This window comes from Saccharopolyspora hirsuta, from assembly GCF_008630535.1.
GTDB lineage: Bacteria > Actinomycetota > Actinomycetes > Mycobacteriales > Pseudonocardiaceae > Saccharopolyspora > Saccharopolyspora hirsuta.
This window is the reverse complement of the sequence record NZ_VWPH01000008.1, coordinates 227,265-240,899: the sequence shown is the minus strand read 5'-3', so window position 1 is coordinate 240,899 and position 13,635 is coordinate 227,265. Positions and strand designations below refer to the sequence as shown.

Sequence of the window (13,635 nt, the reverse complement as noted above, 5' to 3'; positions counted from 1 at the left end):
GCGGGACGAACCGAGTCCACCAAGGGCACCACCGCCGGACCAGAGCACGAACCGGGCGACAACCGGGCACCTGCTGGAACGCGCTGGAGGCGGGCAGGTCCACCGCGTAACGTCGCCGTGGTGGTACGCCAGTCCGACCTCGCACGGAAACGCCGCAGCCGCGGCCACACCCAGGAGACGCTCGCGCACCGGCTCGAAGTGGACGTCTCCACCGTCGCGCGCTGGGAGCGCGGCGCGTCCACCCCCACCCCGCGGATGCGGGAGGCCCTGGCCCGCGAGCTGGGGCTGTCGCTGGACCAGCTCGCCGCGCTGCTGCCCGGCGCCCCGGCCGCTGCGTCCGCCCCGGTCCCGGATGTCCCCGCGGAGGACCCGGTGGAGCTGATCAAGGACGTGTGGACCTCGGCGGAGCGCGACGGTCTCGTCGCCCGCCTCGCGGAGAACGCCCCCGCGCCCGGGCTGACCGGTGACCGCGCGGTGCGGGTGGCCCACCAGTGGCTGATCACCCCGCCACCGCCCTCGGTGGCGGGGAGGGGCGAGGCCGGTCGGCGGATCGGGTCCGGCGAACTCGGCCGCATCCAGGCCCGGTTGCGGTACCTGCACCACGCCGACGACGTCGTCGCGGGCGGAGACCTGCACACCACCATCCGCGGCGAGGTCGCCCGCACCGCGGCGCTGCTGCGCACCGCGAGCTATCCCGAGGAGGTCGGCCGCGGCCTGCTGCGGGCCGTCGCCGAGCTGTGCCAGCTGGCCGGGTGGTCGACGGCCGACGGCGGGCACGTCGCGACCGCCGAGCGCTACTACCTCAGCGGCATCCAGGCCGCGCACGCCGCCGACGACCCGGTGCTGGCCGCGCAGGTGGTGTCCGCGCTGGCCGGGCACCTGACCGAGTTCGGCCGGGCGCGCGACGCGGTCCTGGTGGCCCGGTCCGCGCTTGCGCGCCTCGACGGCCTCGCCCGCAACGCCACCACCCCGACCGTGCGGGCGCTGCTGCACGCGCGGGCGTCGTGGGCGCACGCGGCGGCGGGCGAGATCAGCCAGGCGGCCACGGCGATCCAGCGCGCGCAGGACGAGTACGCGCGCCGCCGCGACGGCGACCCGGACCCGGCGTGGGTCTACTGGCTGACCCCCGAGGAGATGGACATCATCGTCGGCCGGGTCGACACCGCGCTGGGGCAGCCGCAGCAGGCCCGCCAGCGGCTGACCTCCGCGATCCGCAGCTGCGACCACCGCCGCGTCCGCGAGACCGCGCTCTACACCACCTGGCTCGCGCACGCGCACCTGCGCGCGCAGGACGTCGACCGCGCTGCGGCGCTCGCAGACCGGGCCCGGGAGCTGAGCGAGACGATCCCCTCCGCCTACAGCGAGCGCGCGGTGCGCCAGCTGTCCCGGCAGCTCGCGGCGACCCGGTGATGCAACGGATCAGGTGGTAATTCCTCGCCATTCCGGCGACGACCGGGTCTCGGACCGTACCCTGTGCCGCGCGATCGACGACGAGCGGCGGAGGCGAGCTGAATGACCCGAGCACAGGGGTTGCGCCGGATCCGGGCCGACGTGCTGGTCCTGGCGCTGGGGTTGGTGGCGGTCCTGCTGGGGTTGTCCGGGGCCACCGGTGCGGCAGCCAAGGCGCCGAGCACGGCGATGCGCGGGGTGTGGATCGCCTCGGTGACCAACATCGACTGGCCGAGCAAGCCGGGGCTGTCCGCCGCGCAGCAGCAGGCCGAGTACCGCGAGCTGCTCGACCAGGCCGTGGACAACAAGCTCAACGCGGTGTTCGTGCAGGTCCGGCCGACCGCGGACGCGTTCTGGCCGTCGCCGTACGAGCCGTGGTCGCACTGGCTGACCGGGGAGCAGGGCAAGGACCCCGGCTACGACCCGCTGCGCTTCCTCGTCGACGAGGCCCACAAGCGCGGCCTGCAGTTCCACGCCTGGTTCAACCCGTACCGGATCAGCATGCAGGACGACCCGGCGCAGCTGGTGCCCGACCACCCGGCGCGCAAGCACCCGGAGTGGACCTTCAGCTACGGCGGCAAGCTGTACTTCGACCCCGGGGTGCCCGCGGCCCGCGAGTTCGTCACCGAGGCCATCATGGACGCGGTGCGCAACTACGACGTGGACGGCGTGCACCTGGACGACTACTTCTACCCCTACCCCGTCGAGGGCGAGCAGATCCCGGACGGCGACACCTTCGCCGAGCACGGCGGGGACTTCACCGACATCGGGGACTGGCGGCGGCACAACGTGAACCTGCTGGTGTCCGAACTGGACACCCGGGTGCACGAGGTCAAGCCGGACGCGCAGTTCGGCGTCAGCCCGTTCGGCATCTGGCGCAACGCCTCCAGCGACCCGAACGGTTCGGACACCAGCGGGCTGGAGTCGTACTCGGCGATCTACGCCGACACCCGCAAGTGGGTGAAGGAGGGCTGGGTCGACTACATCGCCCCGCAGGTCTACTGGCCGATCGGCCACCCCGCCGCCGACTACGCGAAGCTGGTGCCCTGGTGGTCGGACACCGTGGCGGGCACCGACGTGGACCTCCACATCGGACAGGCGGCCTACCGGGTCGGCCAGGAGGGCTGGACCGACCCGGGCGAGCTGTCCGAGCACCTGGCCCTCAACGCCAAAAACGCGGGCGTCAAGGGCGACATCTACTTCAGCGCCAAGTCACTGACCACCAACGCCGCTGAAGCCATGGCCCGGGTGGTCGCCGAGCACTATTCCGGCTGATCGGGCTCGTCGCGGTAGATCTGCAGGCGGAGTTCGCGGGCCTTGGTCATGTGGTCGCGGGCCAGCTCGTGCGCGAGGTCGGCGTCGCGCTGCTCGATCGCGTCGATGAGGGCGTGGTGCTCGGCCAGCGCCTCGGACCAGCGGCCCGGGACCTTCAGGGTGGTCGCCGGGTAGCGGGTGAGGTGGTTGTTCAGGCGGGTCAGCAGGTCGACGATGGTGCCGTTGTGGCTGGCCACCCAGATCGCCTCGTGCACCGCCCGGTTGGCCGCGGCCATCGCGGGCGGGTCGTCGGTCGCGGTGTTGTCCATCGCCGTCTGGGCCCGCCGGATGCGGATCAGGTCGAAGTCGCTGCGCCGCTGGGCGGCGGCCGCGGCCGCGGTGGCCTCCAGGGAGATCCGGACCTCGTAGATCTCCAGGATCTCCTCCGGGCTGCGGGTGCGCACCCGCATGCCGCGCTCGGCGCGCTCGACCAGACCGTCCTGCTCCAGGCGGCGCAGCGCCTCGCGCACCGGCGTGCGGCTGGTGCCGTACTTCTCGGCCAGCGCCAGCTCGACCAGTTGGGCCCCGGCTTCGAACGTGCCGTCGACGATCTCGCCGCGCAGCCGGTCGTACACCTCGGACAGCGCCGCCCCCTCCTTCTGCTGCAGGTCCACCCGCGGGTGGAGCACGGATCGGCAGGACACAGCATACCGCGGTATGCATTTCCTCCTCAGGCGATGCGCACGGCCAGGCCCTCCAGCCCCGGCACCGCCGGGAACCGTTGCAGCACCTGGGGATCGTGCCCGGGCACGATCAGCTCCGGGCGGTCCGACAGCGCGTGCAGGGTGTCGAACGCGTCGTACATCGCCGGCAGGTACGTCACCACCCCGTAGGGCTTCACCCGCTCGACGTTCTCGTAGAAGTGCGACGCGTCGGCGGCCAGCACCACGTCGCCGACCGCGGTGCGGACCTGCACCACCTGCAGGCCCGGGGTGTGCCCGCCCACCCGGTGCGCGGTCACGCCCGGCACCACCTCGTGCACCCCGTCGACCAGGCGCACCCGACCGGCGAAGTTCTGCTCCACCAGGTACGCGACGTCGGCGGGCTCCACGAAGTGCGCCAGCTGCCCGCGCCCGGCGTGCCGGGAGGTCCAGAACGCCAGCTCCGACTCCTGCAGCACGATCTCCGCCCGCGGGAAGTCCGCCGCGTGCCCGGAGTGGTCGTAGTGCAGGTGGCTGAGCACCAGGTGCCCGATGCCGTCCGGGGCCACGCCCAGCGCGCGGATGGTGTCCATCGGGCTGGCCAGGTAGTCGCGGTTTCCGCGCCGCGCCGCCGTTTCCGGGGTGAAGCCCGCGTCGACGAGCACCGCGCGGGAGTCCGAGACCGCCAGCCACACGTAGTAGGAGATCGGCCAGTCGTCCAGGGCGCACGGGTCGTGGCCGTAGAAGTGCTCGCCGCGCACCGACGCCTCCCGGTGCGCGAACCGGATCGCGTACACCTGGAACTGCTCAGCCACGGCGCGCCGCCTTCCCGGCCCCGGCCCCGGCCAGCCGCCCGAACACCGCCCCCGAGGTCAGGCCGCTGCCGCCCGGGTAGTTGCCGGAGAAGAGCCCGCCGACCATCTCCCCCGCGGCGTAGAGCCCGTCGATCGGCCGACCTGCGGTGTCCAGCACCTGCGCGGACTCGTCCACGTGCAGGCCGCCGAAGGTGAAGGTGATGCCGCAGCCCACCGCGTAGCCGTAGTACGGGGCGGTGTCCAGGGCTTGCGCCCAGTTGGACTTCGGCGGGTCGACCCGCGCCGCGCGGCCGTCCTTGACCGCCGGGTCGAACGGTTCGTCCACGATGGACTCGTTGAACTCGGCGACGGTGCGCAGCAGCCCGGCGGCGTCGATGCCGAGCTTCTCGGCGAGCTCGGGCAGCGAGTCGGCCTGCGCCCCCGCGATCGGCCGCGAGTCGTACTCCTCCTTGCGCAGCAGCGGGCGGGTCTTGGCGTCGAAGAGCTGGAACGCGCGGCCCCGCGGCTGGTGCAGGATCTCCCGGCCGTACTTGGCGTAGGTGTAGTTGCGGAAGTCCGCGCCCTCGTCGACGAACCGGTCGCCGCGCACGTTCACCACGATGCCGATCGGGTAGCTCTGCCGGGTCAGCTGGTTGGTCAGCTCCCGGTTGCCGCCGGTCGGGCTGGCGTCGGCGTCCCAGGCGACGCTGTGGCAGGAACCCCAGTCGCCGTGCGGGGCGGCACCGGCGGCCAGCGCGAGGTCGAGCACCTCGCCGGTGTTGGTGGGCGTGCCGCGGACCAGCGCCCGGTCCCAGCCCTCGCCGAGGTGCTCGGCGCGGCGCTTCGGGTCGGCCTCGAAACCACCGGCGGAGAGCACCACGGCACCGGCGGCGACCCGGTGCTCGGCGCCGTCGGGGCCGCGGTAGGTGACGCCCCGCTCGTCCAGGTGCAGCGCGGTGACCTCCGCGCCGTAGCGGATCTCCACGCCCGCTTCGAGCGCGGCCCTGGTGTGCTGGGCGATGAGGCCCTTGCCGCCGTCGACGGTGCCGACGAACAGGCCGCCGGAGAACACCCACTTGCCGTCCGAGAGGTAGGCCTGCCGCTCGTACATCAGCCGCCACCTGATGCCCTTGGTCGCCAACCAGCGCACCGCATCGGTGGACCGGGAGACCAGGACGTCGGTCAGCACCGGGTCGCACCGGCCGCCGGTGACCCGCCGCATGTCGGCCGCGAACGCGCTCTCGGGATAGGCGGGCACCACGGAGTCGGCGTGCCGCTCGTCGGGTTCGAGCAGGTCGGCGACCTCGTCGATGCTGTCGAAGGCGAACCGGAACGCTCCCGCGGTGTAGAACGAGTTCCCCCCGGCGGCGTCTTCTGGCGCCTTCTCCAGCAGCAGCACCTTCGCGCCCTGCTCCACCGCCGAGTGCGCGGCGGAGAACCCGGCGTTGCCGCCGCCGACCACGACCACGTCGAACTGGTCGGTCATCCTTCAACTCCCTCGTCGTCCGGGGTTTCGGTCATGGGGCGCCCGGTCCAGCGCTCCCAGAGCGTGGCGATCGCGGCGTAGTCGAGCCGCCCGAGGCCTTCGGCGACGCCCAGCTCGTAGACGGTGTGCGCGCCCTGGATGCCGAACAGCGGCACCCCGGCGTCCTGGGCCATGGCCAGCGCCAGGGTGGAGTCCTTGCGGGCGGCTTCGGTGGGCATGCCGCCGTCGTAGCGGCCCTGCAGGATCCGCTCCGCGAACCGGTGGGTGAGCGGGCGGGTGAGCCCGGCCTCCGGCCCGGACAGCAGCGAGACCAGCGCCGAGCCGGACACCCCGGTGGCCGCGGCCAGCGCCCCGGCTTCGGCGAGCACCACCATCACGGCGTGCGCGACCGCGTTGTTGATCACCTTCGCGGCCATGCCGCTGCCCACCGGGCCGAACCTGGTGGTGGTCGAGCTGATCGCAGCCATCACCCCGGCCACCTTGTCCACATCGGACTCGTCCCCGCCGACCAGCAGCGTGGCGGTGCCACCGGCCATCTGGGCCACGCCCGAGAGGATCGCCGCGTCCACGACGCCGACGCCGTGCGCGGCGCAGATCTCCTGCTCCGCGAGCACGTCGGCGGGGTTGACCGTGCTGGTCTCCAGGACCACGCCGCCCTGGCGCATCCGCGGCGCGAGCTCGGCGACCACCTGCAGCGAGATCTTCGGCGCCGGGAGCGAGAGCACCACGACGTCGGACTCCGCCAGGTCGGCCACCGACCCGACCGCGGTGACCTGCGGGTGTTCGGCGGCCTGCGCGACGCGCTGCGGGTCGAGGTCGAACACGCGCAGCGGGCCGCGCGCGGCGAGGCGACCGGCGACCGCGCCGCCCATGTTCCCCAGGCCGCACAGCGAGACGGTGTCACTCACCGGCGCTTCTCCTTCCAGTTTCGGGCTCGGCACCGCTCAGAGGCGGATCGAGAAGGGGTCCGGGGTCTGGCCGGTGAGGTCGACCATCACGTTCTTCGTGCTCAGGTACTCGTGCAGCGCTTCCTCACCCCGTTCGCGGCCGTAGCCGGACTTCCGGGTCCCGCCGAACGGCGCCTGCGCGGCGCTGGCGCGGTAGGTGTTGACCCACACCGTCCCGGCCCGCAGCCGCTTGGCGACCCGGTGGGCGCGGGTCAGGTCGTTGGTCCAGATCCCCGACGCCAGGCCGAAATCGCTGTCGTTGGCGATCGCGACGGCCTCGTCGTCGGAGGCGAACGGGATCGCGCTGAGCACCGGGCCGAAGATCTCCTCGCGGGCCAGCGCCGAGGTGTTGTCGACGTCGGCGAACACCGTGGGCCGCACGAACAGGCCCTCGCCCAGCGCCGGGTCGTCGACCGGCTCGGCGCCGACCACCGCGCGGGCCCCGGACTCGACACCGGCGGTGATGGCGCGCTGGATGCGGTCGAGCTGCGGCCGGTTGGCGACCGGCCCCATCTGGGTGCGCGGGTCCGCCGGGTCGCCGAGGCGGATCTCCGCGGCGCGCGCCGCGACCGCCCGCACCACCTCGTCGTAGACCGATTCGTGCACCAGCAGCCGGCTGCCCGCGATGCAGGTCTGCCCGCCGGCCGCGAAGATCCCGGCGACCGCGCCGGTGACCGCCCGGTCCAGGTCGGCGTCGGCGAAGACGATGTTCGGCGACTTGCCGCCCAGCTCCAGGGTGACCGGGACCAGGTTCTTCGCCGCGGCGGCGGCGATCGCGCTGCCGGTGGCGACGCTGCCGGTGAAGCTGATCCGGTCCAGGCCCGGGTGCTCGGACAGCGCGATCCCGGCCCCGGCGCCGCCGGTCACGATGTTGATCACGCCCGGCGGGAACCCGGCCCGCTCCACCAGGTCGGCCATCCGCAGGGTGGTCGCCGAAGCGTGCTCGGACGGTTTGACCACCACGCAGCACCCGGTCGCCAGCGCCGGGGCCAGCTTGTTGGCCAGCAGCTGCATCGGCGAGTTCCACGCGGTGATCAGCGCGGCGACGCCGATCGGCTCGGCCACCGTGTAGTCCAGGGTGTCCGGGTTGTCCAGCGGGATGGTGCGCCCGTAGAGCTTGTCGGCGTACCCGGCGAAGAACCGGTAGTTGCGGGCGGCGAAGCGCGCCTGACCGGTGGTCTCGCGGACCAGCTTGCCGTTGTCGGTGGACTCCAGGTGCCCCAGCTCGTCGGCGTGCTCCTCGATCAGCCCGGCCAGCCGGTTCAGCAGCTCGGCGCGGCGGACCCCGGGGGTCGTCGACCAGCCCTCGTCGAACGCGGTGCGGGCCGCCGCGACGGCGGCGTCGACGTCCTGCGCACCGGCGTCCGGGATGGTGGCGAACTCGGCCGAGGTGAAGGGGTTGATCGCGGGCAGCTCCTGCCCGGTGGACGCCCGCACCCGCTGCCCACCGACGAGCATCCGATAGCTGGGGTTGGTCATGAAGCGCACTCCGCAGGTGGTCGGCGACATCTCGGCGCACCGGGCGAATCCGGCGGCACGCCGTTGTATACAAAAGAATACACATACCGCAACTCCTCGTGTCAAGAAGAAAATCCCTGTCCGCCATCCGAAGGAGACTGCGCCCCGGATGGGGCCTTGACGTCACGGAACGCATACGTATCCTGCTGCATACAGTCGTGCACTGCTGCACTCAGGCGCGATGCTCGTCGCCGGGTCGGTCGTGCCGTGGCTCCTGCTGGTCGTGCTCGGCCTGGGCTGAGCCGCGCGGAGATCCCCAAATCCCACTGCCCGCACCCGTGGAGGTTCGATGCCGAACACGATCCGAGCACCGCAGACCAGATCCGGTTCGATGGCGCGGAAGGTCGTCGCCGCGAGCTTCGTCGGCACCACCGTGGAGTGGTACGACTTCTTCCTCTACGGGACGGCCTCGGCGCTGGTCTTCAACCGGCTGTTCTTCCCGCAGTTCTCCAGCCTGGCGGGCACCATCGCCGCTTTCGGCGCCTTCGCCGCGGGTTTCATCGCCCGGCCGGTCGGTGGTGTCCTGTTCGGACACTTCGGCGACCGGATCGGCCGCAAGTCCATGCTGATCTACAGCCTCGTCGGGATGGGGGCCTCCACCGTCGCCATCGGACTGCTGCCGACCTACGCCCAGATCGGCGTCCTGGCCCCGATCCTGCTGGTGCTGTGCCGACTGGTCCAGGGGTTCGCGGTGGGCGGCGAATGGGGCGGCGCGGTCCTCATGTCCGTCGAGCACTCCCCGGCGCACAAGCGCGGACTGGCGGGCAGCTGGACCCAGGCCGGGTCCCCCGCCGGGCTGGTCCTCGCCACCGCCGCCTTCGGCGGCTTCTCGATGCTCCCGGAGGACGCCTTCATGAGCTGGGGCTGGCGGGTGCCGTTCCTGCTCAGCGCGGCCCTGGTCATCCTGGGCACGTTCATCCGGCTGAGCGTCGTCGAGTCACCGGAGTTCCAGGAGGTGAAGGACGCGGGCGCGCGGACCAGGCTGCCGATCGTCGACGCCGTCAAGAACCACCCGCTCAACATCCTGCTCGCGGTCGGCGCCTGCCTGGCGCCGTTCGTCAACTTCTACCTCGTCGCGACGTTCGTGCTCACCTACGGCACGTCCTCGCTGGGTCTGGAGCGCTCCGGCGTGCTGGTCGTCGTCGCGATCGCGGCGGCGCTGGAGGTGATCACCATCCCGCTGGCGGCCGCGCTGTCCGACCGCATCGGGCGGCGCCCGGTCTTCCTCACCGGGGCGGCGCTGTTCGCCGCGTTCGCCTACCCGTTCTTCGCGATCAACGAGTCCGCCCCCTCCACCTGGGTCCTCGGCATCACCTCCGTGGTCGGGCTCTCGCTGATCCACCCGCTGATGTACGGGCCGATGGCCACGCTGTTCGCGGAGATGTTCGCCCCCGAGGTCCGCTACAGCGCGGCCTCCCTGGGCTACCAGCTCGGCGCGATCTTCGGCGGCGGCTTCGCCCCGCTCGTCCTGACCGCGCTGCTGGCCACCGGCGGCGGCTCCGCGGTGGCCCTGCCGCCGTACCTGATCGCCGTGAGCGTGCTGACCTTCATCGCGGTCTTCTTCGCCACGCAGCCGGGCCGTCGGCGCTCGACCGCGGGAAGGGAGCGTTGAGTTGACCTGGCACGACACCGACCTGGAGCGGTGGACCGACGCCTGCCGGAACGACCGGGAGCTGACCGCCCTCGCCGCTGCGGCGACGGTGACCTTCGGGATCTCCTCCGGCGACCGCCGCGCGCTGTTCGGCTTCCGCGACGGGCAGTTCGCCGAGCCGACCGGCGCCCCGGACTTCGTCCTGGTCGCGGCGGCCGACGACTGGAGCAGGTTCTTCCGGGCCGTCCCGCCACCGGCGTACCAGAACTTCTTCGGCATGCTCATGCGCGTTCCGGGTTCGCGGGTCGAGGGCAGCGAACTCGCGATGGCGCAGCACGCCCACCTCGTCCGCCGGGTGCTGGAGCTCGGCCGGGAAGCGATCTCCGGTCCCCCGGCCGCACCGCCCGCTCCCCCGGCGCTGAGCAAGGCGCACCTGCGCCCGGGCTACGTGCGCATCAGCGTTCGCGGCGAGCCGGTGGAGGTCTTCTACGAGGAGGCAGGCGCGGGTCAGGACGTCCTGCTCCTGCACACCGCTGGCGCGGACGCCCGCCAGTACCACGCCCTCATGGCCGACCAGGCGCTGACGGCGCGATGTCGGCTCATCGCGTTCGACCTGCCCGGCCACGGTCGTTCCGGCCTGCTGCCCGGGACCCCGCCCGGCGGATACAGCCTGACCACCGACCAGTACGCCGCGACCGTCCTCGCCGTGATCGACGCGCTCGGCCTGACGTCGCCGGTCGTCAGCGGTTCCTCGATGGGCGGTGAGATCTGCCTGGAGCTGGCGCACCGCGCGCCGGACGTCCTCGGCGGGGTGATCGCGTGCGAGGCCAGCGACCGGGTTCCCGGCCGGAAGGTGGCGTGGGCGAAGCACCCCCTGGTCAACGAGTCCACCTTCGTCCCGGAGTGGGTCCACGGGCTGATGGCCCCGCAGAGCCCCGAGCACCACCGCCGCGAGGTGTGGTGGGGCTACTCCCAGGGCGGGTTCGGGACCTTCGCCGGTGACATCGACTTCTACAGCGGCGACTGGGACGGCCGCGACCGGGTCGGCGGGATCGACACCGCCCGGTGCCCGGTGATCATGATGACCGGCGAGTACGACTACTCGTGCACGCCCGCGATGTCGGAGGCGACGGCGCGGAGGATCCCCGGAGCGGTCTTCTGGCCGATGCCCCGCCTCGGGCACTTCCCGATGGCGGAGAACCCACCGCTGTTCGCCGAGCACTTCGCCGCCGCGCTGGACCGCCTGGGGATCCCGGGCTGATCAGGTCAGCTCGGCGAAGCGCTCCACCTGGTCGCTGCTGCCCGCGACGACCAGGATGTCGCCCTCGCGGACCACCGTTTCGGCCGTCGCGTAGGTGAAGGACTGGCCCGGTCGCTTGATGGCGACCACCGTCACGCCGTACTTGGAGCGCACGCGGGTCTCGCCGAGCGGGCGGCCCAGCGCTTCGGTGGGCGCGAGGGTCTTGGCCAGCGCGTAGTGGTCCTCCTCCAGCTCGATGTAGTCGAGCATCCGGCCGATCACCAGGTGCGCCGTCGCCTTGCCCATTTCGTGCTCCGGCAGCACCACGTGGTGGGCGCCCACCCGTTCCAGGATGCGGCCGTGCTGGCGGCTGGTGGCCTTGGCCCAGATGTTCGGGATGCCGAAGTCCACCAGCAGCGAGGTGGTCAGGATGCTGGCCTCCAGGTCGGTGCCGATGGCCACCACCGCCCGGGTGAACTGGTGCACGCCGAGCTGGCGCAGGCTCTCCGGGTCGGTGGTGTCGGCGACCGCGGTGTGGGTCAGCTCGTCGGCCAGCCGCTGCACCACGGTCGGCCGCGAGTCGATGGCCAGCACCTCCGATCCGCGCCGCACCAGCTCCCCGGCCAGCGAGCTGCCGAACCGGCCGAGGCCGATCACCACGATCTGATTCGCTGCGTCGTTCCTAGCCAACGATGGGTCGCTCCTCCGGCAGTTCGTAGCGGCGGACCCGCTCCCGCAGCGCCAGCGCCGAGGCGAGCGTGATCGGTCCGAGGCGCCCGATGAACATCAGGGCCACCAGCAGTATCTGCCCGAGGTCGGGCAGCTGGGCGGTGATCCCGGTGGAGAGCCCGACCGTGGCGAACGCCGAGATCACCTCGAACAGCACCGCGTCCAGGCCGAACGGCGAGATCGCCTGCAGCGCCAGCACGCTCAGCACCACGACCCCGACGCCGATCAGCACGATGGTCAGGGCCTGCCGCTGCACGCCCTCCGGCAACCGGCGGCCCATCACGTGCACGGTCGGCTCGCCGCGGATCTCGGCCAGGATCACGAACGCCAGCAGCGCGAACGTGGTGATCTTGATGCCGCCCGCGGTGCCCGCGCTGCCGCCGCCGATGAACATCAGGACGTCCTGCACCAGCAGCGTGCCCGAGTGCATCTCGGCGATGTCGAGGTTGTTGAAACCGGCGGTGCGGGTCATGGTCGCGGCGAAGAAGCCCGCCAGCAGCTTGCCCGGCCAGGACAGCGGCCCCAGCGTGCCGGGGTTGGTCCACTCCGCGGCGGTGACCACCAGCGCGCCGCCGACCAGCAGCACGAGCGTCACCCAGACCGTGATCTTGGTGTGCAGCGTCCAGCGGCGGGGCTGGCGGAACCGGCGGAACAGCTCCAGCCACACCGGGAACCCGAGCCCACCGGCGATCACCGCCAGGGCGATCGGCAGGCAGAACCAGGCGTCGGTGACGAAGCCCATCAGGTTGTCCGAGTACAGCGCGAAACCGGCGTTGTTGAACGCCGAGACGGAGTGGAACACCCCTTCGTAGACCGCGCGGCCGAACCCGAACCCGTAACCGGTCACCAGCCGGGCGGTCAGCGCCACCGCGACCACCAGCTCGAACAGCAGGCTGAGCAGCAGGATGCGGCCCACCACCCGGCGGACGTCGCCGAGCCCGAGCGTCTTGGTCTCCGCCTGCGCGGTGAGGCGCATGCGCAGGCCGAACCGCCGGAACACCAGCAGGCTCAGCAGCGAGGCCAGGGTCATGACGCCCAGCCCGCCCATCTGGATCAGCGCTAGGATGACCACTTCGCCCGCGGTGGACCAGTGCGTCGGGGTGTCCACCACGACCAGCCCGGTCACGCACGCCGCCGAGGTGGCGGTGAACAGCGCGGGCACCAGCCCGGTGGACTGGCCGGACTCGGTGGCGAACGGCATCGAGAGCAGCAGCGTGCCGACCGCGATCAGCCCGGCGAAGCCGAGCACGACGGACACCGCCGGTTGCTTGCGCACCGCGGCGAGTCGCCGACCACCGGCGCGAAGGACGCTCACGCGTGGCACAGTACTGGCGGATCGGCGACCGGGCGCTACGGCGCGTCGACCACCACGACGCCGTCGTGGTCGGCGACCACGTACTCGCCGGGGACGAACCGGACACCGCCGAGCTCGACGACCTCGTCCACGACGCCCTCGCCGGTCTTGGTGCTCTTGCGCGGGTTGGTGCCCAGCGCCTTGACGCCGAAGTCCATCTCGGCGAGCACGGCCGAGTCGCGCACCGCGCCGTTGACGATGACCCCGCTCCAGCCGTTGGACCGGCCCAGCTCGGCGATCAGGTCGCCGATCAGCGCGGTGTGCAGCGAGCCCTGACCGTCGATCACCAGCACCGCGCCGTCGCCCGGCGTGGAGAGGACCTGCTTGAGCAGGGCGTTGTCCTGGAAGCACTTGACGGTGCGGATCCGCCCCTCGAAGGCGGCGCGCCCGCCGATGGTGCGGAACTGCACGTCGCAGCTGCGCACCTCCGGGCCCTCCCGGTCCGCAAGATCAGCCGTCGACGGTCCCGCCTCTCCGCGATTTTCACTGGTGGTCGCGCCCGGTGGTGAACTCGCGTTTCGCGGTTTCTTGTGGCTAGGTTGCATCACGGTCCCCTGAGGTGCGGTTGAGCA

The 13,635-nt window shown here is 72.2% G+C and carries 12 protein-coding genes; 4 read left to right on the top strand and 8 right to left on the bottom strand.

Annotated elements, in window-relative coordinates; genetic code table 11:
• The first annotated feature begins 120 nt into the window (after positions 1-120).
• Positions 121-1,410: a helix-turn-helix domain-containing protein gene (locus tag F1721_RS19285; protein WP_170301535.1), complete on the top strand. Its 1,290-nt coding sequence runs from the start codon at positions 121-123 to the stop codon at positions 1,408-1,410.
• A 102-nt stretch (positions 1,411-1,512) separates the two neighbouring features.
• A complete protein-coding gene (locus F1721_RS19280; RefSeq protein WP_150068096.1) occupies positions 1,513-2,724 on the top strand; it encodes a glycoside hydrolase family 10-like protein in 1,212 nt (403 codons plus the stop codon).
• On the opposite strand, the gene F1721_RS19275 is transcribed toward F1721_RS19280, so the two are convergent.
• The 5 genes from F1721_RS19275 to F1721_RS19255 are packed head-to-tail and all read right to left on the bottom strand — an operon-like array spanning position 2,712 to position 8,110.
• Positions 2,712-3,392 carry a GntR family transcriptional regulator gene (locus F1721_RS19275; RefSeq protein WP_211840528.1) on the bottom strand — a complete coding sequence of 227 codons (681 nt, stop codon included), beginning with the start codon at positions 3,390-3,392 and terminating at the stop codon, positions 2,712-2,714. The two genes, F1721_RS19280 and F1721_RS19275, sit on opposite strands and share 13 nt — an antisense overlap.
• 41 nt (positions 3,393-3,433) lie before the next feature.
• Entirely contained in the window at positions 3,434-4,219 is a 786-nt protein-coding gene (locus tag F1721_RS19270) for an N-acyl homoserine lactonase family protein (protein ID WP_150068095.1), read from the bottom strand.
• On the bottom strand, positions 4,212-5,684 hold the full coding sequence (gene tcuA, locus F1721_RS19265; RefSeq protein ID WP_150068094.1) for an FAD-dependent tricarballylate dehydrogenase TcuA: 1,473 nt from the start codon (positions 5,682-5,684) through the stop codon (positions 4,212-4,214). Before tcuA ends, F1721_RS19270 begins: the two co-directional genes overlap by 8 nt.
• Positions 5,681-6,592 carry an NAD(P)-dependent oxidoreductase gene (locus tag F1721_RS19260; protein WP_150068093.1) on the bottom strand — a complete coding sequence of 304 codons (912 nt, stop codon included), beginning with the start codon at positions 6,590-6,592 and terminating at the stop codon, positions 5,681-5,683. The genes tcuA and F1721_RS19260 overlap by 4 nt, the downstream gene beginning before the upstream one ends.
• A gap of 36 nt (positions 6,593-6,628) precedes the next feature.
• On the bottom strand, positions 6,629-8,110 hold the full coding sequence (locus F1721_RS19255; protein WP_150068092.1) for an aldehyde dehydrogenase: 1,482 nt from the start codon (positions 8,108-8,110) through the stop codon (positions 6,629-6,631).
• A 328-nt stretch (positions 8,111-8,438) separates the two neighbouring features.
• Here F1721_RS19255 and F1721_RS19250 point away from each other — a divergent pair, with 328 nt between their 5' ends.
• Together F1721_RS19250 and F1721_RS19245 are read left to right on the top strand one after the other, a co-directional pair.
• A complete protein-coding gene (locus tag F1721_RS19250; protein WP_150068091.1) occupies positions 8,439-9,761 on the top strand; it encodes an MFS transporter in 1,323 nt (440 codons plus the stop codon).
• Position 9,762: 1 nt separating this feature from the next.
• Positions 9,763-11,001, top strand: a complete 1,239-nt coding sequence (locus F1721_RS19245; RefSeq protein ID WP_211840527.1) for an alpha/beta fold hydrolase — start codon at positions 9,763-9,765, stop codon at positions 10,999-11,001.
• Here the strand turns inward: F1721_RS19245 and F1721_RS19240 are convergent, their stop codons facing one another.
• The 3 genes from F1721_RS19240 to rraA are packed head-to-tail and all read right to left on the bottom strand — an operon-like array spanning position 11,002 to position 13,608.
• Positions 11,002-11,670: a potassium channel family protein gene (locus F1721_RS19240; protein ID WP_246155149.1), complete on the bottom strand. Its 669-nt coding sequence runs from the start codon at positions 11,668-11,670 to the stop codon at positions 11,002-11,004.
• A complete protein-coding gene (locus tag F1721_RS19235; protein WP_246155148.1) occupies positions 11,663-13,024 on the bottom strand; it encodes a TrkH family potassium uptake protein in 1,362 nt (453 codons plus the stop codon). The genes F1721_RS19240 and F1721_RS19235 overlap by 8 nt, the downstream gene beginning before the upstream one ends.
• Positions 13,025-13,059: 35 nt before the next feature.
• Positions 13,060-13,608: a ribonuclease E activity regulator RraA gene (rraA, locus tag F1721_RS19230; RefSeq protein ID WP_150068090.1), complete on the bottom strand. Its 549-nt coding sequence runs from the start codon at positions 13,606-13,608 to the stop codon at positions 13,060-13,062.
• Positions 13,609-13,635: the final 27 nt, after the last annotated feature.

Bases quoted from the DNA above. Each gene is read 5' to 3' on its own strand.
- F1721_RS19280 (WP_150068096.1), top strand. From the start codon at position 1,513: ATGACCCGAGCACAGGGGTTGCGCCGGATCCGGGCCGACGTGCTGGTC.
- F1721_RS19250 (WP_150068091.1), top strand. From the start codon at position 8,439: ATGCCGAACACGATCCGAGCACCGCAGACCAGATCCGGTTCGATGGCG.
- tcuA (WP_150068094.1), bottom strand. From the start codon at position 5,684: ATGACCGACCAGTTCGACGTGGTCGTGGTCGGCGGCGGCAACGCCGGG.
- F1721_RS19255 (WP_150068092.1), bottom strand. From the start codon at position 8,110: ATGACCAACCCCAGCTATCGGATGCTCGTCGGTGGGCAGCGGGTGCGG.
- rraA (WP_150068090.1), bottom strand. From the start codon at position 13,608: ATGCAACCTAGCCACAAGAAACCGCGAAACGCGAGTTCACCACCGGGC.